This window comes from Streptococcus downii, assembly GCF_004353325.1.
In the GTDB taxonomy this organism is placed as follows: Bacteria; Bacillota; Bacilli; order Lactobacillales; family Streptococcaceae; genus Streptococcus; species Streptococcus downii.
In genome coordinates this window covers 377,608-400,539 of the sequence record NZ_MZNX01000006.1, presented here as the reverse complement: position 1 = coordinate 400,539, position 22,932 = coordinate 377,608, and the positions used below count along the sequence as shown (strand labels likewise).

The 22,932-nt window shown below is 40.1% G+C and carries 24 protein-coding genes; 21 read left to right on the top strand and 3 right to left on the bottom strand.

Annotated elements, in window-relative coordinates; translation table 11 throughout:
* Position 1: 1 nt before the first annotated feature.
* The gene (yaaA, locus tag E2R31_RS03850; RefSeq protein ID WP_084948189.1) at positions 2-370 is read right to left on the bottom strand and encodes a S4 domain-containing protein YaaA; all 369 of its coding nucleotides are present in this window, start codon (positions 368-370) and stop codon (positions 2-4) included.
* A gap of 160 nt (positions 371-530) precedes the next feature.
* Here yaaA and yfmF point away from each other — a divergent pair, with 160 nt between their 5' ends.
* From yfmF to tsf, 12 genes are all read left to right on the top strand, one after another.
* The gene (gene yfmF, locus E2R31_RS03845) at positions 531-1,781 is read left to right on the top strand and encodes an EF-P 5-aminopentanol modification-associated protein YfmF (protein ID WP_084948191.1); all 1,251 of its coding nucleotides are present in this window, start codon (positions 531-533) and stop codon (positions 1,779-1,781) included.
* The gene (gene yfmH / locus E2R31_RS03840; RefSeq protein ID WP_084948193.1) at positions 1,778-3,061 is read left to right on the top strand and encodes an EF-P 5-aminopentanol modification-associated protein YfmH; all 1,284 of its coding nucleotides are present in this window, start codon (positions 1,778-1,780) and stop codon (positions 3,059-3,061) included. Before yfmF ends, yfmH begins: the two co-directional genes overlap by 4 nt.
* Positions 3,062-3,096: 35 nt before the next feature.
* Positions 3,097-3,921: a cytoskeleton protein RodZ gene (gene rodZ / locus E2R31_RS03835; protein WP_162284873.1), complete on the top strand. Its 825-nt coding sequence runs from the start codon at positions 3,097-3,099 to the stop codon at positions 3,919-3,921.
* A gap of 10 nt (positions 3,922-3,931) precedes the next feature.
* On the top strand, positions 3,932-4,477 hold the full coding sequence (gene pgsA / locus E2R31_RS03830; protein ID WP_132972923.1) for a CDP-diacylglycerol--glycerol-3-phosphate 3-phosphatidyltransferase: 546 nt from the start codon (positions 3,932-3,934) through the stop codon (positions 4,475-4,477).
* A complete protein-coding gene (locus tag E2R31_RS03825; protein ID WP_084948198.1) occupies positions 4,474-5,301 on the top strand; it encodes an energy-coupling factor ABC transporter ATP-binding protein in 828 nt (275 codons plus the stop codon). The genes pgsA and E2R31_RS03825 overlap by 4 nt, the downstream gene beginning before the upstream one ends.
* Positions 5,286-6,125, top strand: coding sequence for an energy-coupling factor transporter ATPase (locus E2R31_RS03820; RefSeq protein WP_084948199.1), 840 nt, complete (start codon positions 5,286-5,288; stop codon positions 6,123-6,125). The genes E2R31_RS03825 and E2R31_RS03820 overlap by 16 nt, the downstream gene beginning before the upstream one ends.
* Positions 6,118-6,912, top strand: coding sequence for an energy-coupling factor transporter transmembrane component T family protein (locus E2R31_RS03815; RefSeq protein WP_084948201.1), 795 nt, complete (start codon positions 6,118-6,120; stop codon positions 6,910-6,912). Before E2R31_RS03820 ends, E2R31_RS03815 begins: the two co-directional genes overlap by 8 nt.
* Positions 6,913-6,971: 59 nt before the next feature.
* On the top strand, positions 6,972-7,787 hold the full coding sequence (gene mreC, locus E2R31_RS03810; RefSeq protein WP_132972921.1) for a rod shape-determining protein MreC: 816 nt from the start codon (positions 6,972-6,974) through the stop codon (positions 7,785-7,787).
* Positions 7,788-7,789: 2 nt separating this feature from the next.
* Positions 7,790-8,284 (top strand): rod shape-determining protein MreD, encoded by a 495-nt coding sequence (gene mreD, locus E2R31_RS03805; RefSeq protein WP_132972919.1) that lies wholly within the window; start codon positions 7,790-7,792, stop codon positions 8,282-8,284.
* A gap of 93 nt (positions 8,285-8,377) precedes the next feature.
* Positions 8,378-9,583, top strand: a complete 1,206-nt coding sequence (gene pcsB, locus E2R31_RS03800) for a peptidoglycan hydrolase PcsB (RefSeq protein WP_084948205.1) — start codon at positions 8,378-8,380, stop codon at positions 9,581-9,583.
* 222 nt (positions 9,584-9,805) lie between these two features.
* Positions 9,806-10,585 (top strand): 30S ribosomal protein S2, encoded by a 780-nt coding sequence (gene rpsB / locus E2R31_RS03790; protein ID WP_000268475.1) that lies wholly within the window; start codon positions 9,806-9,808, stop codon positions 10,583-10,585.
* Between the two features lie 78 nt (positions 10,586-10,663).
* Complete coding sequence (tsf, locus tag E2R31_RS03785) at positions 10,664-11,704, top strand: translation elongation factor Ts (protein ID WP_132972917.1); 1,041 nt, start codon at positions 10,664-10,666, stop codon at positions 11,702-11,704.
* A gap of 114 nt (positions 11,705-11,818) precedes the next feature.
* Here the strand turns inward: tsf and cysK are convergent, their stop codons facing one another.
* Together cysK and E2R31_RS03775 are read right to left on the bottom strand one after the other, a co-directional pair.
* Complete coding sequence (gene cysK / locus E2R31_RS03780; protein WP_132972915.1) at positions 11,819-12,745, bottom strand: cysteine synthase A; 927 nt, start codon at positions 12,743-12,745, stop codon at positions 11,819-11,821.
* 155 nt (positions 12,746-12,900) lie between these two features.
* Positions 12,901-13,536, bottom strand: a complete 636-nt coding sequence (locus E2R31_RS03775; RefSeq protein WP_132972913.1) for a YigZ family protein — start codon at positions 13,534-13,536, stop codon at positions 12,901-12,903.
* Between the two features lie 56 nt (positions 13,537-13,592).
* On the opposite strand from E2R31_RS03775, the gene E2R31_RS03770 reads away from it, so the two are divergent.
* From E2R31_RS03770 to E2R31_RS03730, 9 genes are all read left to right on the top strand, one after another.
* Positions 13,593-14,891 carry an ATP-dependent helicase ComFA gene (locus E2R31_RS03770; RefSeq protein WP_132972911.1) on the top strand — a complete coding sequence of 433 codons (1,299 nt, stop codon included), beginning with the start codon at positions 13,593-13,595 and terminating at the stop codon, positions 14,889-14,891.
* Positions 14,888-15,550 (top strand): ComF family protein, encoded by a 663-nt coding sequence (locus tag E2R31_RS03765; RefSeq protein ID WP_132972909.1) that lies wholly within the window; start codon positions 14,888-14,890, stop codon positions 15,548-15,550. Before E2R31_RS03770 ends, E2R31_RS03765 begins: the two co-directional genes overlap by 4 nt.
* Before the next feature lie 79 nt (positions 15,551-15,629).
* Complete coding sequence (gene hpf, locus E2R31_RS03760; RefSeq protein WP_000599119.1) at positions 15,630-16,178, top strand: ribosome hibernation-promoting factor, HPF/YfiA family; 549 nt, start codon at positions 15,630-15,632, stop codon at positions 16,176-16,178.
* An 87-nt stretch (positions 16,179-16,265) separates the two neighbouring features.
* The gene (locus tag E2R31_RS03755; protein WP_132972958.1) at positions 16,266-17,444 is read left to right on the top strand and encodes an acetyl-CoA C-acetyltransferase; all 1,179 of its coding nucleotides are present in this window, start codon (positions 16,266-16,268) and stop codon (positions 17,442-17,444) included.
* A gap of 157 nt (positions 17,445-17,601) precedes the next feature.
* A complete protein-coding gene (locus tag E2R31_RS03750; protein ID WP_132972907.1) occupies positions 17,602-19,575 on the top strand; it encodes a DHH family phosphoesterase in 1,974 nt (657 codons plus the stop codon).
* On the top strand, positions 19,572-20,024 hold the full coding sequence (rplI, locus tag E2R31_RS03745) for a 50S ribosomal protein L9 (protein ID WP_000864208.1): 453 nt from the start codon (positions 19,572-19,574) through the stop codon (positions 20,022-20,024). The genes E2R31_RS03750 and rplI overlap by 4 nt, the downstream gene beginning before the upstream one ends.
* Positions 20,025-20,067: 43 nt before the next feature.
* Positions 20,068-21,432 (top strand): replicative DNA helicase, encoded by a 1,365-nt coding sequence (gene dnaB / locus E2R31_RS03740; RefSeq protein ID WP_132972905.1) that lies wholly within the window; start codon positions 20,068-20,070, stop codon positions 21,430-21,432.
* Position 21,433: 1 nt separating this feature from the next.
* Positions 21,434-21,700 carry a Veg family protein gene (locus tag E2R31_RS03735; RefSeq protein ID WP_001278165.1) on the top strand — a complete coding sequence of 89 codons (267 nt, stop codon included), beginning with the start codon at positions 21,434-21,436 and terminating at the stop codon, positions 21,698-21,700.
* 99 nt (positions 21,701-21,799) lie between these two features.
* Positions 21,800-22,909, top strand: coding sequence for an SH3 domain-containing protein (locus E2R31_RS03730; RefSeq protein ID WP_084948219.1), 1,110 nt, complete (start codon positions 21,800-21,802; stop codon positions 22,907-22,909).
* Positions 22,910-22,932: the final 23 nt, after the last annotated feature.

The following is a 22,932-nucleotide window of genomic DNA, read 5'->3' as shown; positions in this document are numbered from 1 at the left end:
GTTATCTTCCTGGAAAACGTGGAGCTTGTTTGGCTTTAGGTGATGAAGAAGTTTTTTGTTTTTCTTTCTTGACACCTTTATTCATCTCTTTGACAAGTTTAGCAATCCGCTCTTTTTCAATCTTATCTGTTTGGTATTCTTCTTGCTCTTTTAAACTTGGTTGTGTCAAGGTGATGTCAATTTTTAAATTAGGGATGTCAATCGTATCTCCAATACGGATTTTTTTCCCACGTCTACTTTCTAATTCACCATTAAAGTAAACTTGATGCTCCATTAAAAAGGATTTGATAGCACCGCCGCTTTGTATAATTCCAAGCTCTTTTAGGAGAGCTTGGAGCGTAATAAATTCTTCAAATAATTTGTATTCCATAATTCACCTCAATCTAAGGTATTATACCATATTTTCCCTGAAATAACTGAAGGAAAGTCACTCAAAATGAAAACGATTTTACTTTTGAAAGCTATAAAGAGAACAAGAAAAATTTTGATTTTCGTGATATAATAGAACTCTATATGTAAGGAGGTAAGGTATGGAGTTGGTGTCTGGAATTTCAGCACATTTTATTCAATCCAAAAAGTTTAAAACAAATAAAATCACTATTCGTTTTACTGCTCCCTTATCTCTTGAGACAATAGCGGGACGCATGTTAAGTGCAAGTATGTTGGAAACTGCCAATAAAGCTTACCCAACATCTCAAGCTTTTCGCAGATATTTGGCAAGTTTGTATGGAACAGATATTTCTACGAGTGCTTATCGTAGGGGACAGGCACATATTCTTGACCTAACATTTACCTATGTGCGGGACGAGTTTTTGAGTAAAAAAAATGTCTTGACTTCTCAAATTTTTGAACTGGTGAGACAGACTTTATTTGCCCCCTTAGTTGTAGATGGAGCCTTTGAGCCAGCCTTATTTGAAATTGAAAAAAAACAATTACTGGCCAGCTTAGCTACAGATATGGATGATTCATTTTATTTTGCTCATAAGGAATTGGATAACTTGTTCTTTCATGATGAACGTCTTCAATTGAGATATAGCGATTTACGAAATCGCATTTCAAATGAGTCTCCGGAAAGTAGCTACACTTGCTTTCAAGATGCTCTGAAAAATGATCGAATTGATTTCTTTTTCTTGGGTGATTTTAATGAAGTAGAAGTGAAGGAGTGGTTGAGGTCATTTTCCTTTACTGGGCGTCAAATCGATGTCAAGCCTCAGTACAAACAACCATATTCAAATGTCCTTCGGGAAGGAATGGTTCGTAAGAATGTGGGCCAATCTGTTTTGGAATTGGCTTACCATTGTTCTACGAGCTATGGAGACAAGCATCATTTGGCCATGGTAGTAATGAATGGTCTGTTAGGTGGTTTTGCTCACTCTAAGCTTTTTACGAATGTTCGGGAAAATGCTGGTCTAGCCTACACTATCTCCAGTCAATTAGATTTATTTAGTGGTCAATTGAGGATGTATGCTGGCATTGATCGGGAAAAGCGCAATCAAGCCAGAAAATTGATGAATCATCAATTACTTGAACTAAAGAAAGGTAATTTTACAGATTTGGAGATTGAACAGACCAAGGAGATGATTCGCAGAACCTTATTGCTTGCGCAAGATAGTCAGAGCTCACTAATCGAGCGAGTTTACTTGAATAGTTTGTTAGGGAAATCTACATCAGATTTTGACAATTGGATTGAAAAATTAAATCAAGTTGATAAAGAAGCTATCTGCAAAGCAGCAAATAGTGTTCGGTTACAAGCGATATACTTTATGGAAGGAATAGAATGATACCAGTTACCTTTGAAGAAAAATACTATCCTGCCGTAAAGGAGACGGTTTATCAGACTCGTCTATCAAATGGATTGACAGTGTCTCTCCTTCCTAAGAAACAATTTAATGAAGTTTACGGAGTTGTAACAGTTCGATTTGGATCAGTAGACACAAGCTTTACACTATCTAAAAAAGGTTTACAGTGTTATCCAGCTGGAATTGCACATTTTCTTGAACATAAACTATTTGAGAGAGAAAATGCTGAAGATATTATGGAGTCTTTTACACGCTTGGGAGCTGATAGCAATGCTTTTACAAGTTTTACAAAGACGAGTTATTTGTTTTCAACAATAGATCATTTATCAGAAAATTTGGATTTGCTTAAGGAATTGGTAACAGTTGCTCATTTTACAGAAGAGTCAGTTGAGAGAGAGAGGGAAATTATCCAACAGGAACGTGAGATGTACCAAGATGATCCAGATTCGCGTCTGTTTTTTGCAACATTAGCAAATCTTTATCCCAATACTCCTCTGGCAGCAGACATTGTTGGAAGTGAAAAATCAATTAACAACATTCAGCTAAATGACTTGAAATATAACTTTACAGTCTTTTACAAACCTGTCAATATGTCTTTGTTTTTAGTTGGGAATTTTGATGTAGATGCGATTGGAAAGTATTTTTCACAAAAGAAATTTAGAAATTTGGAAGACATGGTAGTAAACAAGGAGAAGCTAGCTTTACAGCCTGTTAAAGAAACAGACAGTCTCCGGATGGAGGTTTCTTCTCCAAAGCTTGCTGTTGGAATTAGGGGAATAGGTGAGGTGGTAGAAGCAGATTGCTACCGTTATAGTGTTTTGTTGAAATTGTTGTTTACGATGCTGTTTGGTTGGACTTCAAATCGTTTTCAAAACTTATATGAGGCGGGGAAGTTAGATGCTTCACTGTCATTAGAAGTTGAGGTGACTAGTCGTTTTCATTTTGTGATGTTGACTATGGATACGAAGGAACCCGTTTCTCTATCACATCAATTTCGTAAGGCTATTCGCAACTTTACGAAAGATTCAGATCTTACAGAGGAACATCTCGATCTTGTCAAGAGTGAGATGTTTGGGGAATTTTTCAGTAGTATGAACTCCTTGGAGTTTATTGCGACACAGTATGAGCCAGTCGACAGAGGAGAAACCATTTTTGATTTGCCAAAAATTTTACAAGAAATTACTTTGGAAGATGTTTTAAAAGCTGGTCATCGCTTGATTGATGATGGCGATCTAGTTGATTTTACAATCTTTCCAACCTAAAAGATGAGTGACCCTAGAAAGAAGGAATGCTAAGTATGAGAAAAAAAACAATTGGTGAGGTTCTGCGTCTAGCCAGAATTAACCAGGGATTGAGTATAGAAGAACTGCAGGCAAAAACGGATATTCAGATGAATTTATTAGAAGCTATGGAGGCAGATGATTTTGATCAACTCCCTAGTACCTTCTACGCTCGTTCTTTTTTGAGAAAATATGCCTGGGCGGTTGAATTGGACGAGCGAATCATTTTGGATGCCTATGATTCAGGCAGCATGATCACCTATGAAGAGGTTGATGTTGATGAAGAAGACTTGTCTGGTCGCAGACGATCAAATAAGAAAAAAACGTCTTATCTCCCCTTGTTTTATTTCGTTCTATTTGCTTTGTCGATTTTAATTTTTGTGACTTATTATGTTTGGAATTATATCCAGACTCAACCAACGCGTCCTTCTTCGCCTAATTATAGTATTGTGAGCTCAACTAGTTCAACAACTTCAACTAGTTCATCTTCTAGTAGTCAGACGTCTAGCTCGTCTTCTACTACGGAATCAACTATTACAGTGTCAGGCGAAGGAAACCGCATTGAAGCTCGCTATAAAACGAGTAAGGAAACAGCTACGGTTCAGCTGGCAGTTTCGGATGTAACTAGCTGGGTTAGTGTTTCAGGAAGCGAGCTAGAGGGTGGTGTGACACTATCCGCAGACAATAAAAATGAAAAAACAACAGTTTCAACTAAGAATCCCGTTGCTATCACCTTAGGTGTAGTGAAGGGAGTTACTGTGACTGTGGACAATCAAACAGTTGATACTTCCAAGTTGACGACTCAGACTGGAACTGTAACACTTACATTCACTACAGACTAAGGAAGAACCAATGAAAAAAGAACAAATCCCTAATGTATTAACAATTGGTAGAATTCTCTTTATACCTCTCTTTATTCTTATTTTGACTTTGGGCCATTCACAAGGCAGTCACCTGCTGGCAGCAATCATCTTTGCAGTTGCTAGTATAACGGATTATATTGATGGTTATCTTGCTCGCAAATGGAATGTGGTCAGCAACTTTGGAAAGTTTGCAGATCCAATGGCGGATAAGCTGCTGGTTATGTCAGCTTTTATCATGTTGATTGAGTTAGGTATGGCTCCAGCTTGGGTTGTTGCTATTATCATCTGTCGTGAACTCGCTGTGACAGGCCTCCGTCTGTTGCTCGTTGAGACGGGAGGAACGGTTCTGGCGGCAGCGATGCTAGGGAAAATCAAGACCTTTAGTCAGATGTTTGCCATTATCTTTTTGCTCTTACATTGGAATTTAATTGGTCAACTGTTGCTTTATATAGCTTTGTTTTTCACTATCTACTCTGGATATGATTATTTCAAGGGTAGCGCTCATGTATTTAAAGGGACATTTGGTTCGAAATGAAATCGATTATTGAAGTAAAAGATCTGTCTTTTCGATATAAAGAAGATCAAGAGTATTATGATGTTAATAGAGTTACGTTTCACGTGAAACGTGGGGAGTGGCTCTCAATCGTAGGTCATAATGGGAGTGGAAAATCAACAACTATCCGTTTGATTGATGGCTTGCTTGAAGCAGAGTCTGGAGAAATCTGGATAGATGGGCAATTGCTGTCTTCTGAGAACGTTTGGGACTTGCGTCGTCAAATTGGCATGGTTTTTCAAAATCCAGATAACCAATTTGTGGGGGCAACTGTTGAAGATGATGTTGCCTTTGGCCTAGAAAATCAGGGACTTCCTCGTGAAGAAATGAAGAAGAGAGTGGCTGAATCTTTGGAGTTGGTAGGTATGCTGGACTTTAAGAAGAGAGAACCAGCTCGTTTGTCTGGTGGACAAAAACAACGGGTGGCTATTGCAGGAGTTGTTGCCTTGAGGCCAGCTATTTTGATTTTGGACGAGGCTACAAGTATGTTGGATCCTGAGGGACGTAGAGAACTGATTCAGACAGTTCAAGAGATTCGAAAAGACCACCAGATGACAGTCGTCTCCATTACACATGACTTGGAAGAAGTTGCGATGAGTGATCGTGTCTTGGTCATGAAAAAAGGCCAAGTGGAGTCAACCAGCAGCCCAAGAGAACTTTTTTCTCGGGATGACCTTGACCAGATAGGGTTAGATGAGCCTTTTACTAATCAATTGAGAGAATCTTTGAGAGAAACTGGATATCAGTTGCCGGATAGCTATTTGACAGAAGGAGAGCTAGAGGACAAGCTATGGGAATTACTCTAGAAAATGTGAGCTTTACCTATCAAGAGGGGACCCCCCTATCTTCATCAGCCTTGACTGATGTTTCTTTGATGATTGAGGATGGTTCCTATACAGCTTTAGTAGGGCACACAGGTAGTGGGAAATCAACGATTTTACAGCTTTTAAATGGCCTATTGGTACCAAGTAAGGGTTCTGTTCGAGTTTTTGATACCGTCATTACCCCTACATCAACCAATAAAGAAATTCGTCAGATTCGAAAGCAGGTTGGTCTAGTGTTTCAATTTGCTGAAAATCAGATTTTTGAAGAGACTGTTTTGAAAGATGTTGCATTTGGACCGCAAAATTTTGGAGTTTCTGAGGAAGAGTCCAAGAAGATTGCGCGTGAAAAATTAGCCTTGGTAGGCATTGATGAGTCACTTTTTGAGCGCAGTCCTTTTGAACTTTCGGGTGGCCAAATGAGACGTGTGGCTATAGCAGGTATGCTAGCCATGGAGCCAACTGTCTTGGTTTTGGATGAGCCAACAGCAGGGCTAGATCCTCTGGGCAGAAAAGAATTGATGACCCTGTTTAAAAAACTTCACCTTTCTGGAATGACAATCGTTCTGGTAACGCATTTAATGGATGACGTAGCTACATATGCTGATCAGGTCTATGTTATGGAAAAGGGGCGTTTAGTCAAAAGTGGTAAACCGATCGAAGTTTTCCAAGATGTAGCCTCTATGGAAAAAGTGCAGTTAGGTGTGCCTAAAATCACAGCCTTTTGTAAGCGTTTGGCAGATAGAGGTGTAGCTTTTAAAAAACTGCCAATCAAGATAGAGGAGTTTAAGGAGTCGCTAAATGGATAGTATGATTTTAGGGCGTTATATACCGGGGGATTCCATCATTCATCGTTTGGATCCACGTAGTAAATTGCTTGCCATGATTCTGCTGATTTTGATTGTATTTTGGGCCAATAATCCTCTCACCAATCTCATTTTGTTTATAGCAACAGGTATATTTATCGCTTTGTCGGGCGTTTCCCTCTCGTTTTTTGTCCAGGGATTAAAATCCATGTTTTTCTTGATTGCTTTTACGACTCTATTTCAACTCTTTTTCATTTCAAATGGAAATGTCCTATTTGAGTTTTCTTTTATAAGAATAACGGATTATGCTTTGCAACAAGCAGGAATCATTTTCTGTCGTTTTGTGTTGATTATTTTCTTTTCAACCTTGCTGACATTAACGACAATGCCCTTGAGTTTAGCAGCTGCAGTTGAAGCTCTTTTAGCACCGCTGAAACGCGTGAAAGTTCCCGTTCATGAAATTGGTCTTATGTTATCAATGAGTTTACGTTTTGTTCCAACCTTGATGGATGACACGACGAGAATTATGAATGCTCAGAAAGCTCGTGGAGTTGACTTTGGCGAAGGTAGCATCGTTCAAAAAGTAAAGGCTATGATTCCGATTTTAATTCCTCTTTTTGCTACGAGCTTAAAGCGTGCAGATTCATTGGCAATAGCCATGGAAGCACGTGGTTATCAGGGAGGAAAGGGTAGAAGTCAGTATAGACAGTTGAGATGGAGTCAAAAGGATACACTAGCAATTCTTGTGATTTTGGTGCTGGGATGTCTCTTATTTTTCTTAAAATCTTAGTGGATTTGTAAGATTGATAAAAAATCACAGTAGTAGATCTTTAGTAAAAAGGTAGGAATATGAACCGTTTTAAAAAATCAAAATATCTAATCATCGTTTTTGTCACAGTTCTGGCAGTTTCTGTTCTATTAGTGACAACCTATTCAAGTGCTATTGTGACAAAACTAGGAGATGGCATTTCCTTAGTAGATAGAATTGTTCAAAAACCCTTTCAATGGTTTGATGCTTTCAAATCGGATTTGGGACATTTGACGCAGACTTACAATGAAAACGAGAGTCTAAAAAAACAACTCTATCAATTAGAGGTGGAGTCTAATCAATCAGAACGTTTAAAAACAGAAAATGAACAACTACGTCAGTTGCTAGAGATGGAGTCAAAATTACAGGCTACAAAAACCCTAGCAGCAGATGTGATTATGCGTGCTCCAGTATCTTGGAAGCAAGAGTTAACAATTGATGTAGGAAGTTCAAAAGGAGCTTCTGAAAATATGTTGGTCATTGCAAACGGTGGCTTGGTTGGTAGTGTTTCAAAGGTGGAAGATCATTCAACAACTGTCAATCTTTTAACCAACGCTGAAAACACGGATAAGATCTCTGTTAAAATCCAACATGGTTCTACTGAAATTTACGGAATTATCGTTGGTTATGACAAGGAATCTGAACTGCTTAAAATTAGCCAATTAAATAGTAATAGTGACATCAGTGCTGGAGACAAGGTGACTACAGGTGGGCTAGGAAACTTTAATGTCAAAGATATTCCTGTTGGAGAGATTGTTGGTACAACGCACAGCAGTGACTATCTAACACGAGAGGTAACTGTAAAGTTAAGTGCTGATATCAAAGATCTTCATGTGGTAGAGTTAGTGGGGAATTAGCAATGAGATTGTTAAAACAAATTGGTATTTTCTTTTTACTCCCTTTTGTTGTGCTAATTGATGCTCATATTGGACAATTGGTGGGATCCTTTTTCCCCCACTTTCATTTAGCCAGTCATTTTCTATTTTTATTTCTCTTATTTGAAACAATCGAAGTGTCAGAATATCTCTACCTAGCCTATTGTTTTATAGTGGGTTTGGTTTACGATATCTATTTTTTCCACTTGATTGGAATTGCCACGCTTTTGTTTATCTTGATAGGTGCTTCGCTCCACAAGTTCAATAGCGTGATTTTGACAAATCGTTGGACAAGGATGTTGACCATTATTGTGATCAGTTTTCTGTTTGATATGGGGAGCTATCTTTTGGCTCTTGCCGTGGGACTGACTGTAGATTCCATGCCGATATTCATCGTCTATAGCCTTGTCCCATCAATGATTCTGAACTTCTTATGGATTGTCATTTTTCAATTTATTTTTGAAAAAATTTATCTATAAGAAAGAAATATAAATGTAACAAAGGCGTAATATTTATTATGTCTTTTTTTGGTATACTAGTAATGTCTCAAATAGAAGGAGTATCGACAGAATATGAAGAAAAAAATCTTAGCGTCACTTTTGTTAAGTACAGTATTGGTCTCACAAACAGCAGTATTGACAACTGTTCGTGCAGAAACAACTGATGAAAAAATTGCTGCTCAAGATAATAAAATTAGCAGTTTAACAGCGCAACAACAAGAAGCTCAAAAGCAAGTGGATCAAATCCAAGGTCAAGTTTCAACAATTCAAGCAGAGCAAGCAAGCTTGCAAGCCGAAAACGAAAAATTACAAGCTGAATCTAAAAAACTTGAAGGAGAAATTACAGAGCTTTCTAAAAATATCGTGGCTCGTAATGCTTCTTTAGAAAAACAAGCACGTAGCGCACAGACAAATGGAGCTGCGACTAGCTACATTAATACAATTGTAAACTCAAAATCAATCACAGAAGCCATTTCGCGTGTTGCTGCAATGAGCGAGATTGTATCGGCTAACAACAAAATGTTGGAGCAACAAAAGGCTGATAAAAAAGCAATTTCTGATAAACAAGTAGCCAATAATGAAGCAATTAATACAGTTATTGCGAACCAACAAAAACTGGCTGATGATGCGCAGGCATTGACAACTAAGCAAGCTGAGTTGAAGGTTGCAGAGTTGAATCTTGCTGCTGAGAAAGCTACTGCAGAAGGTGAGAAAGCTAGTTTGCTAGAGCAGAAAGCGGCAGCAGAGGCAGAAGCACGTGCTGCTGCAGAAGCAGAAGCAGCTTACAGAGCACGTCAAACAAGCCAACAGCAATCAGTTGTTGCTTCTGGAAACACAAGTTTCTCAGCTCAAGTACAAGCAACATCAACAACTGACGAGGAGGATTCAAGCTACACTCCGGCACCTGCGCCAGCGCCTGCTAGACAACGTCCAACTTACAGCTCAAATGCTTCAAGTTATCCAACTGGTGAGTGTACTTGGGGAGCTAAAACATTGGCACCTTGGGCTGGAGATTACTGGGGCAACGGAGCTCAGTGGGCAACAAGTGCAGCTGCAGCAGGATTCCGTACAGGTTCAACTCCACAAGTTGGTGCGATTGCATGTTGGAATGATGGTGGTTATGGACACGTAGCGGTTGTTACAGCAGTTTCATCATCAACTCGTATTCAAGTATCAGAATCAAACTACGGTGGAGATCGTACAATCGGAAACAAACGTGGATGGTTCAACCCAACTACAACTTCTGAAGGTTACGTAACATATATCTATCCAAACTAATGTATAAAACGAAGAGACTCAATCGAGTCTCTTTTAATGTTTTTATCCGAAAGTCCTACTAAAATTCTACTAAATAGCTTGAAAATACTGTTGAAATATGATAAAATAAAACCTGTCGTGTAAACGATAATACTCATTCTTGATGAATTGTGAAACTGTTGCCCTTGGGTCGTTTTGCAAGTTGAAATCGAGAAGAGGAAAAAACAAAAAGGAGAAATACTCATGGCAGTAATTTCAATGAAACAACTTCTTGAGGCTGGTGTACACTTTGGTCACCAAACTCGTCGCTGGAACCCTAAGATGGCTAAGTACATCTTCACTGAGCGTAACGGAATCCACGTTATCGACTTGCAACAAACTGTAAAGTACGCTGACCAAGCATACGACTTTATGCGTGATGCGGCAGCTAACGATGCAGTTGTATTGTTTGTTGGTACTAAAAAACAAGCTGCTGACGCTGTTAAAGAAGAAGCAGAACGTTCAGGTCAATACTACATCAACCACCGTTGGTTGGGTGGAACTCTTACTAACTGGGGAACTATCCAAAAACGTATTGCTCGTTTGAAAGAAATCAAACGTATGGAAGAAGAAGGAATCTTCGACGTTCTTCCTAAGAAAGAAGTTGCACTTCTTAACAAGCAACGTGCACGTCTTGAAAAATTCTTGGGTGGTATCGAAGACATGCCTCGTATCCCAGATGTAATGTATGTAGTTGACCCACATAAAGAGCAAATCGCTGTTAAAGAAGCTAAAAAATTGGGAATCCCAGTTGTAGCGATGGTTGACACAAACACTGATCCAGACGATATCGATGTAATCATCCCAGCTAACGATGACGCTATCCGCGCTGTTAAATTGATCACAGCTAAATTGGCTGATGCTATCATCGAAGGACGCCAAGGAGAAGATGCAGCAGCAGTTGAAGCAGAATTTGCAGCTTCAGAAGCTCAAGCAGACTCAATCGAAGAAATCGTTGAAGTTGTAGAAGGCGATAACGCTTAATTCATATAAATAGTAATTACCTAGGAGGGCGGGGCGTAGCCCGGCTCTCCTATTTTTAAAAAATATAGGAGAATCAAAATGGCAGAAATTACAGCTAAACTTGTAAAAGAGTTGCGTGAAAAATCTGGTGCCGGTGTTATGGACGCTAAAAAAGCGCTTGTAGAAACAGACGGCGATATCGAAAAAGCGATTGAATTGCTTCGCGAAAAAGGTATGGCGAAGGCAGCTAAGAAAGCTGACCGTGTTGCTGCAGAAGGCTTGACTGGTGTATTTGTTAATGGTAACGTTGCAGCAGTAGTTGAAGTAAATGCCGAAACTGACTTCGTTGCGAAAAACGCTCAATTCGTTGACCTGGTAAACGCAACGGCTAAAGTAATTGCTGAAGGAAAACCAGCGAACAACGAAGAGGCCCTCGCTTTGACAATGCCTTCAGGTGAAACTCTTGAAGCTGCATATGTATCTGCAACAGCAACTATCGGAGAAAAAATCTCATTCCGTCGTTTTGCTTTGCTTGAAAAAACAGATGCACAACACTTCGGAGCCTACCAACACAATGGTGGCCGTATCGGTGTTATCTCTGTTATTGAAGGTGGAGACGAAGCACTTGCTAAACAAATCTCAATGCACATCGCTGCGATGAAACCAACAGTTCTTTCTTACAAAGAATTGGATGAGCAATTCGTTAAAGACGAGTTGGCACAATTGAACCACGTAATCGACCAAGATAACGAAAGCCGTGCAATGGTTGGTAAACCAGCTCTTCCACACTTGAAGTATGGATCAAAAGCACAATTGACTGATGAAGTGATTGCTCAAGCTGAAGAAGACATCAAAGCTGAGTTGGCTGCAGAAGGCAAACCAGAAAAAATCTGGGACAAAATCATTCCAGGTAAAATGGACCGTTTCATGCTTGACAACACCAAAGTTGACCAAGCATACACACTTCTTGCACAAGTATACATCATGGATGACAGCAAGACAGTTGAAGCATACCTTGATTCAGTTAATGCTTCAGTAGTTGAGTTCGCTCGCTTTGAAGTTGGTGAAGGTATCGAGAAAGCTGCAAACGACTTTGAAGCAGAAGTTGCAGCTACAATGGCAGCAGCCTTGAATAACTAATGATAAAAGAGGAAGCAATTTGCTTCCTTTTTCTGTTGTTGTCGAGGACTTAGGGGTTTCTTTAAATTGATAAAATAAAAAGCCCTTTAATAAGGGCTAAGTGCATTTAGGAGACTACACTTCAAATTCATAGAGTGCTGTAGACAAATAACGTTCGCCGTTATCTGGTGCTAAAGCAAGGACTTTCTTACCTGTACCTAATTTTTGGGCAACTTCAATTGCCCCGTAAATCGCTGCGGCTGAAGAAATCCCAACAAGGAACCCTTCTTTTCCGCCGATTTCACGGCCAAGCGCAAGGGCATCATCTGACGTTACACGGACGATACCGTCATAGGCTTTTGTATCAAGTGTATCAGGAATAAATCCAGCTGAGATACCTTGAATTTTGTGAGGTCCTGGTTTTTCACCAGACAAGATAGCTGACTCGTCTGCCTCAACTGCATAAACTTGAATGTCTGGATTTGCTGCTTTAAGAGCGTGAGAAACACCTGAAATCGTTCCACCAGTACCAACACCACCCACAAAAGCATCTAGTCCATCAGAACCGAAAGCAGCCAGTATTTCAGCTCCTGTTGTTCTTTCGTGTACTTCAGGATTAGCTGGATTGTTAAATTGGAGTGGAAGGAAGCCGTCACGTTCAGCTGCGATCTCCTGAGCCTTGGCAATCGCGCCTTTCATTCCTTCGCTACCAGGAGTAAGGACGAGTTCAGCACCATAGGCTTGGATAATCTTACGTCGTTCCACACTCATCGTTTCAGGCATGACGATAACAACTTTATATCCCTTAGTAGCACCTACCCAAGAAAGTCCGATACCTGTATTTCCACTCGTTGCTTCAACAATAGTAGCACCAGGCTTTAGAATGCCATCCTGCTCAGCCTTTTCAATCATGCTAAGGGCAATGCGGTCTTTTACTGACGATCCAGGGTTAAAAGCTTCAAGTTTTACATAAACATCTGCAGCCCCCTCTGGAACAATGTTGTTAAGTTTAACAATCGGTGTTTGTCCGATTAGTTCAGTAATATTATTATAAATAGCCATAGATATACCTCTTTGTATAAGATGATACTAGTATAACGCGCTTAAGGCTATTTGTAAAATATAGAAATCCTATCAAAGCGATAGGATTTTTTTATATCAAAGGTCTGAGCTGTAAATCTGCGAATAAATTTAGTAGGTGCTATCTATATTTTTGTTTACAATAAGTTTACAGGAACTTCAACTTCTCGTAAACCTTGATCTGTTAAAGCAACCTTTCCATTAAAAAACTCCACAAGAGCAGCCTTGATATTTTCTTTCTCTTCCTTATCAATATAAATCATTGTATCAACTTGATCTGTAAAGTTTGTATCCAGCTCCATGAGATGATGGTCTCTAAGAAAATTGCCATATTCTTGATACTGAGCATAAGACATTTGAATGGCTATACCAGCTTGCTCTTTGATTTCAATAATGCCAATTTCTTTGACAGCCAAGGCCACACTACCTGCATAAGCGCGAATCAAACCGCCAGCGCCTAACTTAATTCCTCCAAAGTAGCGGGTAACTACTACACAGACATTGGTAAGATTATGATTTTCTAAGACACCCAGCATAGGGACTCCGGCAGTACCACTAGGCTCCCCATCATCACTTGTACGCTTGATTTCACTGCGTTCCCCTATAATAAAAGCTGAGCAGTTATGGGTAGCTTTGTAGTGTTCTTTTTTAGTGGCAGTGATGAAATCACGCGCCTCTTCTTCGCTATGGACACGCTTTGCATGACAGATAAAGCGGGATTTTTTGATTTCTTCTTGGACTTGCCCGTCCCCTTTAATTGTTCTAAATTCCATGATTTAATTGTACTAAAAAAAAACCTAAAGCGCTAGATTTTTACGAATAAAGAAGTATGAAAGTAAATCCAAATTATCTCGGTCGCTTGTTTACTGAGAAAGAATTAACTAAAGAAGAACGTCAGATGGCCGTGAAACTGCCAGCAATGAGAAAAGAGAAGGGAAAACTTTTCTGTCAACGGTGTAATAGTAGCATTCTAGAAGAATGGTATTTGCCTATTGACGCTTACTATTGTAGGGAGTGCTTGCTGATGAAGCGAGTTAGGAGTGATCAAGCTTTATACTATTTTCCACAGGAGGATTTTCCGAAACAAGATGTTCTTAAATGGCGTGGTCAGTTAACCCCTTTTCAGGAGAAGGTGTCAGAGGGACTTCTTCAAGCGGTAGACAAGCAAGAGCCAACCTTGGTTCATGCTGTGACAGGTGCTGGAAAGACAGAGATGATCTATCAAGTTGTAGCTAAAGTGATTGATGATGGTGGTGCAGTTTGTTTGGCCAGTCCTCGAATTGATGTATGTTTGGAACTGTATAAGCGACTGCAGAATGACTTTGCTTGCGATATAGCGCTACTCCATGGCGAATCAGAGCCCTATTTTCGAACTCCCTTAGTAATTGCAACAACTCATCAGTTATTAAAATTTTATCATGCTTTTGATTTGTTGATAGTGGATGAGGTAGATGCCTTTCCTTATGTTGACAACTCTATGCTTTACTATGCTGTAAAGAATAGTGTAAAGGAGGATGGATTAAGGATATTCCTTACAGCAACTTCTACAGATGAGTTAGATAGGAAGGTTCGCACAGGAGAATTAAAACGATTAAGCTTGCCGAGACGGTTTCATGGAAATCCTTTGATTATTCCTAAACCAGTCTGGTTATCGGATTTTAATTACTGTTTAGAGAAAAGTCAGTTGTCATCCAAGTTAAAGAGCTCCATTGAGAAGCAGAGAAGAACAGGTTATCCATTGTTAATCTTTGCATCAGAAATTAAAAAAGGCGAGAAACTAAAAGAAATATTGCAGGAACAGTTTCCAAAAGAAAATATCGGCTTTGTGTCTTCTGTGACAGAAGACCGATTAGAGCAGGTGCAAGCTTTTCGAGATGGAAAGCTAACAATACTGATCAGTACGACAATCTTGGAACGTGGAGTTACCTTCCCTTGTGTGGATGTTTTCGTAGTAGAAGCTAATCATTGTCTCTTTACCAAGTCTAGCTTGATTCAGATTGGTGGGCGAGTTGGGCGTAGTATGGACAGACCAACTGGTGAGTTGCTCTTCTTTCATGATGGATTAAATACTTCCATCAAAAAGGCAATCAAGGAAATCAAGCAGATGAACAAGGAGGCGGGATTATGAATTGTTTATTATGTGGCCAGTCAACAAAGAGTGACTTGACATTTAGTCACCTCTTACTGTTTAAGAATGAGCGCAACTATCTTTGTTCAGCTTGTGATTCTACTTTTGAGAAGATAGGTGAGTATCATTGTCCGAGCTGCATGAAAAGAGGGCTGTCAACAAAGTGTAAAGATTGTAAACTTTGGTGTAAAGAAGGAATTCAAGTTGATCATAAAGCAATCTTCACCTATAATCAAGCGATGAAAGACTTCTTTAGTCGATATAAGTTTGATGGGGATTTTCTGCTTAGAAAGGTTTTTGCTCCTGTACTTGCGGATGAGTTGAAAAAATATAGAGACTATGAATTTGTGGTAATTCCCCTAAGTCCTGAAAGATTGCTTGAGAGGGGATTTAATCAGGTTGAAGGTTTGGTTGAGGCAGCAGGATTTTCCTTTCAAGATTTACTAGGGAAAAGAGAAGAGAAGGCTAGTTCTTCTAAGAATCGCTCAGAACGATTAGCTACTGAAATTCCCTTTTATATTAAAACGGAAGCCCCTCTTCCTAAGAAGATTTTGGTTATTGATGACATCTATACGACAGGGGCGACTATCAATCGTGTGAAGCGACTGTTTGAAGAGGCAGGTGTTTTGGGAGTCAAAACTTTTTCCCTTGTAAGATAGGGAAAAAATTTGCAAAATGAAAATGAAAGCGTTATAATATAGTTAGAAAAATAAAAATGTTTAGAAAGAAGGTACTTATATGATTAAATATAGTATCCGTGGTGAAAACCTAGAAGTAACAGAAGCAATTCGCAATTATGTAGTTTCTAAACTCGAAAAGATCGAAAAATATTTTCAACCTGAACAAGAGTTGGATGCACGTGTCAACTTGAAAGTTTACCGTGAAAAAACAGCAAAAGTTGAAGTAACAATTCCACTTGGATCAATTACCCTTCGTGCAGAAGATATTTCTCAAGATATGTATGGTTCTATCGATCTTGTAACAGATAAAATTGAACGCCAGATTCGAAAAAATAAAACAAAAATCGAACGCAAGAATAAAAATAAGGTTGCAACAAGCCAACTCTTTACAGATGCTCTAGTTGAAGATGCAAATGTTGTGCAGCCAAAAGTGGTTCGTTCAAAACAAATTGATTTAAAACCAATGGATTTGGAAGAAGCTCTTCTTCAAATGGACTTGTTGGGACATGATTTCTTTATCTATGTAGATGTAGAAGATCAAACAACAAATGTTTTGTATCGCCGCGAAGATGGTGAAGTTGGTTTGCTAGAAGTTAAGGAATCATAAAATCTTGACAACTATGTAAAAGTGGTTTACACAATTGTAAACCACTTTTGTATTGCATCATTATAAGAGGTATAAATGGAGGTAGTTATGAAAGACGTGGTGATTGTTTCGGCAGTGCGGACTCCTATAGGCTCCTTTGGAGGAAGCTTGAAGAATGTTTCAGCTGTTGATTTGGGATCTTTGGTCATTAAGAGTGCTTTGGAAAAAGCGAATATTAAACCAGAGCAGGTAGATGAAGTGATTATGGGGAATGTCCTTGGCGCTGGTTTAGGACAAAATGTGGCTCGCCAAATGAGCATTCATGCGGAGCTTCCGGAATCTACACCAGCCTTTACCATTAATAAGGTTTGTGGTTCTGGGTTGAAGGCAGTTCAGTTAGCTGCTCAAGCGATTCAGTGCGGCGATGCAGATATTGTCGTGGCTGGTGGTGCAGAAAACATGAGTCAGGCGCCATACGTTTTGCCAAGTTTCCGTTGGGGTGGCCGTATGGGAGATTCAAAAGTGGTAGATACCATGATTAAGGACGGTTTGTCTGATGCTTTTAGCGAATACCATATGGGGATCACAGCTGAGAATGTGGCTGAAGAATATGGTATTAGCCGGGATGAACAAGATGCTCTTGCTTTGGAATCACAAAAACGAGCAGTGGCGGCTATAGAATCTGGACGCTTTAAGAAAGAGATTGTTCCAGTGGTCATTCCTCAACGCAAAGGTGATCCTATTGTCTTTGATACAGATGAATTTCCTAGAAAAGATGCCAGCTTGGAGAGCTTGTCTAAGCTAGGTCCTGTTTTCAAAAAAGACGGTTCTGTTACAGCGGGAAATGCCTCAGGCATCAATGATGGGGCGGCAGCAGTCCTAATCATGAGTGCTGAAAAAGCTGAAGAATTAGGATTGCCAGTGATTGTCCGCATTCGTTCGTATGCAAGTGCAGGTTTGGATCCTAAGATGATGGGATGTGGGCCGATTTATGCAACTCGCAAGGCTCTTGAAAAAGGTAATTTGACAGTTGATGATCTCGACTTGATCGAGTCAAATGAAGCTTTTGCTGCCCAGGCTTGTGCGGTTGGGAAAACACTTGGATTTAACACAGATATTGTCAATGTCAATGGTGGTGCTATTGCTCTTGGTCACCCAATTGGAGCTTCAGGCTGCCGTATCCTAGTGACTCTGGTACATGAGATGATGAAACGTGATGCTAAAACTGGTCTAGCAACTCTCTGTATCGGAGGAGGAATGGGAACAGCTCTTATCGTGGAACGTTAGATGATAGTAATCTGAACACGTGGGTAGGAGGGTGATGGATCCCTCCTACTTTTGTGTCTGAGATTAAAAGAAATCAATCATGAAAGAAAGGCTTGCATCTTTTAAAAGGTCGCTTTTTAAGGGTTTTTGTGATATAATAATGCGCAAGAGGTTTAGAATGAAAAAAAATAATTTAATCCCGTTTTCTGCAGTCTTGCTAGGACTTGCAACTTTCGGAATCTTAACTTTGCTGATTATTTTTTCACATAATCTTGCTGTAACAATCACTGTTTTGTTTTTATTTGTACTGTTTTATCTGCTTTTGTTTGTATGGCAAAAAAAACAGTATGAAAAGAGCGAAATTGAACAAATCCAATATGTAAATCACCAAGCCGAAAATAGCTTGAGTACTTTGCTTGATCAAATGCCGGTGGGAGTCCTGAAATTAGACTTATCAAGCGGAGAAGTAGAATGGTTTAATCCCTATGCTGAGCTAATTTTGACTACTGAAGAAGGCGAAATTGATGTTGAGTTAATTCAAACCATCATCAAGGCTTCTGTTGGGAATCCTGGTTCGTATGCTACCTTGGGCGAAACACGCTATGCCGTTCATATGGACAAGGCTTCGGGTGTTTTGTATTTCTTTGATGTTTCTGGGGAGTACGAAGCAACTGTCGAATTGGTAACTAGCCGTCCAGTCATTGGAGTCATCTCGGTAGATAACTATGATGATTTGGAGGATGCGACATCTGACTCTGATATCAGCCATATTAATAGTTTTGTAGCCAATTTTATTTCAGAATTTGCAAGTAAGTATGCTATGTTCTCTCGCCGTGTGGGGATGGATCGTTTTTATGTATTCACAGATTACACAGTACTCGAGGAATTGATGAATGATAAATTCTCTGTTATTGATACTTTCCGAGAAGAGTCAAAACAGAGGCAACTGGCCCTAACTTTAAGTATGGGATTTTCTTATGGTGATGGAAACCATGAAGAGATAGGGAAAATTGCCTTGCTCAACTTGAACTTAGCAGAAGTTCGCGGTGGTGACCAGGTGGTGGTCAAGGAAAATAACGAAACCAAGAATCCTGTCTACTTTGGTGGAGGGACTGCTGCATCTATCAAACGTACTCGTACACGTACCAGAGCCATGATGACAGCCATTTCTGATAAGATTCGAAGTGTTGACCAGGTTTTTGTAGTCGGTCATAAAAATCTAGATATGGATGCCTTGGGCTCTGCTGTCGGTATGCAGTTGTTTGCAAGTAATATTATTGAAAACAGTTATGCTGTCTATGATGTAGATCGGATGCCAGCAGATATCGAACGCGCTATCCAGTTCTTGAAGAAGGAAGATGTCACGAAACTCTTATCTCTTACAGATGCGATGAAGCTAGTTACAAACCGTTCATTATTGATTCTGGTGGATCATTCCAAGACGGCTTTGACCTTGTCAAAAGATTTTTATGATTTGTTCACTCAAACTATTGTTATTGACCATCATAGACGTGATCAGGATTTCCCTGAGAATGCAGTCATCACCTATATTGAAAGTGGGGCAAGTAGTGCCAGTGAGTTGGTCACAGAATTGATTCAGTTCCAAAATTCTAAGAAGAATCGTTTGAGTCGTATGCAGGCCAGTGTTTTGATGGCTGGTATGATGCTGGATACCAAGAATTTCACATCTCGCGTGACGAGCCGAACCTTTGATGTGGCTAGCTATCTAAGAACACGGGGAAGTGACAGTATTGCTATCCAGGAGATTGCTGCGACAGATTTTGAAGAGTACCGTGAGGTAAATGAACTCATTTTACAAGGTCGTAAGTTAGGTTCAGATATCTTGATTGCCCAAGCTAAGGACTCAATTTCTTATGACACAGTTGTTATCAGTAAGGCTGCCGATGCTATGCTGGCTATGTCTGGTATTGAGGCTAGTTTCGTTCTGGCAAAAAATACACAAGGATTTATCTCTATCTCGGCTCGAAGTCGTAGTAAAATCAATGTGCAACGCATTATGGAAGAGTTGGGTGGTGGAGGTCACTTTAATCTAGCTGCCGCACAAATCGAGAATATGAGTCTAACAGAAGCAGGAGAAAAATTGACTCAACTAATCTTGGAAGAAGCAAAGGAAAAGGAGAAAGAAGAATGAAAGTAATCTTTTTAGCAGATGTTAAAGGAAAAGGAAAAAAAGGCGAAATTAAGGAAGTGCCAACTGGCTACGCTCAAAACTTCCTGATTAAAAAGAATTTGGCCAAGGAAGCGACTGCTCAAGCAGTGGGTGAGTTGCGTGGAAAACAAAAATCAGAAGAAAAGGCTCATGCTGAAATGATTGCTGAAGCAAAAGCCATCAAGGCTAAGCTAGAAGCAGAAGAAACGGTTGTAGAGTTTGTTGAAAAGGTTGGACCAGATGGTCGTACATTTGGATCCATCACCAACAAGAAGATTGCAGAAGAATTGCTTAAGCAATTTGGTATCAAGATTGACAAACGCAATATTCAAGTGCAAGCACCAATTCGAGCAGTAGGTTTGATTGATGTACCAGTGAAGATCTACCAAGATGTTACAAGTATCATCAATCTTCGTGTAAAAGAAGGTTAAGTTTACAACTTCTTGACAAGATTGTAAAAGGAAGGAAAGTCGGATGGCAGAAGTAGAGGAACTGCGAGTTCAACCTCAGGATATTTTAGCAGAACAATCTGTTCTGGGAGCTATTTTTATAGATGAGAGTAAGCTCGTTTTTGTCCGAGAATACATTGATTCTCGTGACTTCTTTAAGTATGCTCATCGGTTGATTTTCCAAGCGATGGTAGATTTGTCGGATCGTGGGGAAGCGATTGATGCGACGACGGTTCGGACGATTTTGGATAGTCAAGGGGATCTCCAAAATATTGGTGGCTTGTCTTACCTTGTTGAAATTGTCAACTCTGTACCAACTTCAGCTAATGCAGAATATTATGCTAAAATCGTAGCTGAAAAGGCTATGCTACGTCGCTTGATTTCCAAGTTGACAGAGTCTGTCAACCAAGCTTATGAGGCTTCTAAGCCTGCAGATGAAATCATTGCTCAGGCTGAAAAGGGGCTCATTGATGTTAGCGAAAATGCCAATCGTAGTGGGTTCAAGAACATCCGTGATATTCTAAATATCAACTTTGGGAACCTAGAAGTTCGGTCACAACAAACAACGGATATCACAGGTATTGCAACGGGCTACCGTGATTTGGACCATATGACGACAGGTCTTCATGAGGAGGAGTTAATTATCCTAGCGGCGCGACCAGCGGTTGGTAAGACGGCCTTTGCCTTGAACATTGCTCAGAACATCGGGACTAAGTTGGACAAGACGGTTGCTATCTTTTCGCTAGAAATGGGTGCAGAAAGCCTAGTAGACCGTATGCTGGCAGCAGAAGGTTTGGTGGAGTCTCATTCTATCCGTACTGGTCAATTGACTGATGAGGAGTGGCAAAAATATACCATTGCTCAAGGGAATCTAGCCAACGCGAGTATCTATATTGATGATACGCCAGGGATTCGGATCACGGAAATTCGCTCTCGCTCACGTAAACTGGCTCAAGAAACAGGCAATCTAGGCTTAATTTTGATCGACTACCTACAGCTTATCACAGGTACTGGTCGTGAGAACCGCCAACAAGAAGTCTCTGAAATTTCTCGTCAGTTGAAAATTCTAGCCAAGGAATTAAAGGTTCCAGTCATTGCTCTTAGTCAGCTATCTCGTGGAGTGGAACAGCGTCAAGATAAGAGACCAGTCTTGTCTGATATTCGTGAATCGGGTTCTATCGAGCAGGATGCGGATATCGTAGCTTTTCTATACCGTGACGACTACTACGATCGTGCGGGTGAACGTGCGGGTGAAGAAGAGGAAGGAATTCCAAATAACAAGGTTGAGGTTATCATTGAGAAAAATCGTAGTGGAGCTCGTGGAACGGTGGAATTGATTTTCCAAAAAGAATACAATAAATTTTCAAGTATCTCAAAGAGGGAGGCATAAAATGTCAGATGCATTTACAGATGTAGCCAAGATGAAAAAAATCAAAGAAGAGATCAAGGCGCATGAGGGACAAGTCGTTGAAATGACTTTGGAGAATGGCCGTAAGCGCCAAAAAAATAGATTGGGTAAGCTAATTGAGGTGTATCCATCTCTATTTATCGTTGAATTTGGGGATGTTGAAGGAGACAAACAAGCCAATGTCTACGTTGAATCCTTCACCTACTCAGATATCTTGACAGAAAAGAACTTGATTCGCTATCTAGACTAAGAATCCTAAAATGAAGTGAGCTTTGCTCACTTTTTTCTTTTTCTCCCGAATAGTATAAACGAGGGTAACCTCGGAAATTTATATTATTAAGGAGAATGAATGACGTTTTTTAAATCAGGAGTTAAGAAGAGTAGATGTACTCAGTTGAGTGTAGGGCTGGCTACTTTGTTCGTTACGAGTACCTTTTTGTTTGGTGGGGAATCGGTTCAAGCCGACAGTGTAGCGCGTGGAGATGATTATCCGCTTCACTACAAAAATGGTAGTGTTGAAATCGATCAGTGGCGGATGTATTCTCGCCAGTGTACCTCTTTTGCGGCCTTTCGTTTGAGTAGTGTAAATGGCTTTGAGATTCCTCCTGCCTATGGAAATGCGAATGAATGGGGACATCGTGCAAGGCGAGAAGGCTATCGTGTGGATACTAAGCCAGAAGTTGGGGCTATTGCTTGGTCGACAGAAGGTTATTATGGGCACGTGGCCTGGGTATCTAATGTATTAGGGGATACGATTGAGATTGAAGAGTATAACTATGGAGTTCGAGAGAGGTATAACCGTCGAATAGTTAAAGCTAGCACCATGACAGGGTTTATTCATTTTAAGGACTTGGTAGGGAATGGTGGTAGAACTGTAAATCCTATCAGGTCAGGGCTGGCATCTAGTGGGACTCACACGTTTACTCAAAAGTCTGCCATTCGAAACCAGCCGTCAAGTACAGCGCAAGTTATCGACTACTACTATCCTGGTGAAAATGTTAGCTACGATCAAATCGTAGAGCAGGATGGTTATAAGTGGCTTAGTTACCTGTCCTATAGTGGAATGAGGAGATACGTCCAGTATATGGAAACAGAATCGGTGGAGAATGGTTGGAAGAAGCAAAACGGTATTTGGAATTACCGTGAGAACGGAAATCTCGCAACTGGTTGGAAGAAAATAAATGGCAGTTGGTATCACTTCAAAGAAAATGGAACCATGTCAACAGGTTGGGTGAAGGATGGCTCGCATTGGTACTATCTAAAGGCATCAGGGGAGATGCAGACAGGTTGGCTCAAGGAAAATGGAACATGGTATTATTTGGAGAGTTCAGGGGCTATGAAGTCTAGCCAGTGGTTCCAAGTAGGAGGAAAGTATTACTACGTTAATGCTTCAGGGGCTTTAGCAGTGAATACCACTGTGGATGGCTATCGAGTGGACAGTAACGGAGCTAGAATCTAGAAAGAATATAAAAAAGTGGACTT

What these genes read in the sequence shown, in the direction of transcription:
- yaaA (WP_084948189.1), bottom strand. Translation starts at nt 370, where the DNA reads ATGGAATACAAATTATTTGAAGAATTTATTACGCTCCAAGCTCTCCTA.
- yfmF (WP_084948191.1), top strand. Translation starts at nt 531, where the DNA reads ATGGAGTTGGTGTCTGGAATTTCAGCACATTTTATTCAATCCAAAAAG.
- yfmH (WP_084948193.1), top strand. Translation starts at nt 1,778, where the DNA reads ATGATACCAGTTACCTTTGAAGAAAAATACTATCCTGCCGTAAAGGAG.
- rodZ (WP_162284873.1), top strand. Translation starts at nt 3,097, where the DNA reads ATGAGAAAAAAAACAATTGGTGAGGTTCTGCGTCTAGCCAGAATTAAC.
- pgsA (WP_132972923.1), top strand. Translation starts at nt 3,932, where the DNA reads ATGAAAAAAGAACAAATCCCTAATGTATTAACAATTGGTAGAATTCTC.
- E2R31_RS03825 (WP_084948198.1), top strand. Translation starts at nt 4,474, where the DNA reads ATGAAATCGATTATTGAAGTAAAAGATCTGTCTTTTCGATATAAAGAA.
- E2R31_RS03820 (WP_084948199.1), top strand. Translation starts at nt 5,286, where the DNA reads ATGGGAATTACTCTAGAAAATGTGAGCTTTACCTATCAAGAGGGGACC.
- E2R31_RS03815 (WP_084948201.1), top strand. Translation starts at nt 6,118, where the DNA reads ATGGATAGTATGATTTTAGGGCGTTATATACCGGGGGATTCCATCATT.
- mreC (WP_132972921.1), top strand. Translation starts at nt 6,972, where the DNA reads ATGAACCGTTTTAAAAAATCAAAATATCTAATCATCGTTTTTGTCACA.
- mreD (WP_132972919.1), top strand. Translation starts at nt 7,790, where the DNA reads ATGAGATTGTTAAAACAAATTGGTATTTTCTTTTTACTCCCTTTTGTT.
- pcsB (WP_084948205.1), top strand. Translation starts at nt 8,378, where the DNA reads ATGAAGAAAAAAATCTTAGCGTCACTTTTGTTAAGTACAGTATTGGTC.
- rpsB (WP_000268475.1), top strand. Translation starts at nt 9,806, where the DNA reads ATGGCAGTAATTTCAATGAAACAACTTCTTGAGGCTGGTGTACACTTT.
- tsf (WP_132972917.1), top strand. Translation starts at nt 10,664, where the DNA reads ATGGCAGAAATTACAGCTAAACTTGTAAAAGAGTTGCGTGAAAAATCT.
- cysK (WP_132972915.1), bottom strand. Translation starts at nt 12,745, where the DNA reads ATGGCTATTTATAATAATATTACTGAACTAATCGGACAAACACCGATT.
- E2R31_RS03775 (WP_132972913.1), bottom strand. Translation starts at nt 13,536, where the DNA reads ATGGAATTTAGAACAATTAAAGGGGACGGGCAAGTCCAAGAAGAAATC.
- E2R31_RS03770 (WP_132972911.1), top strand. Translation starts at nt 13,593, where the DNA reads ATGAAAGTAAATCCAAATTATCTCGGTCGCTTGTTTACTGAGAAAGAA.
- E2R31_RS03765 (WP_132972909.1), top strand. Translation starts at nt 14,888, where the DNA reads ATGAATTGTTTATTATGTGGCCAGTCAACAAAGAGTGACTTGACATTT.
- hpf (WP_000599119.1), top strand. Translation starts at nt 15,630, where the DNA reads ATGATTAAATATAGTATCCGTGGTGAAAACCTAGAAGTAACAGAAGCA.
- E2R31_RS03755 (WP_132972958.1), top strand. Translation starts at nt 16,266, where the DNA reads ATGAAAGACGTGGTGATTGTTTCGGCAGTGCGGACTCCTATAGGCTCC.
- E2R31_RS03750 (WP_132972907.1), top strand. Translation starts at nt 17,602, where the DNA reads ATGAAAAAAAATAATTTAATCCCGTTTTCTGCAGTCTTGCTAGGACTT.
- rplI (WP_000864208.1), top strand. Translation starts at nt 19,572, where the DNA reads ATGAAAGTAATCTTTTTAGCAGATGTTAAAGGAAAAGGAAAAAAAGGC.
- dnaB (WP_132972905.1), top strand. Translation starts at nt 20,068, where the DNA reads ATGGCAGAAGTAGAGGAACTGCGAGTTCAACCTCAGGATATTTTAGCA.
- E2R31_RS03735 (WP_001278165.1), top strand. Translation starts at nt 21,434, where the DNA reads ATGTCAGATGCATTTACAGATGTAGCCAAGATGAAAAAAATCAAAGAA.
- E2R31_RS03730 (WP_084948219.1), top strand. Translation starts at nt 21,800, where the DNA reads ATGACGTTTTTTAAATCAGGAGTTAAGAAGAGTAGATGTACTCAGTTG.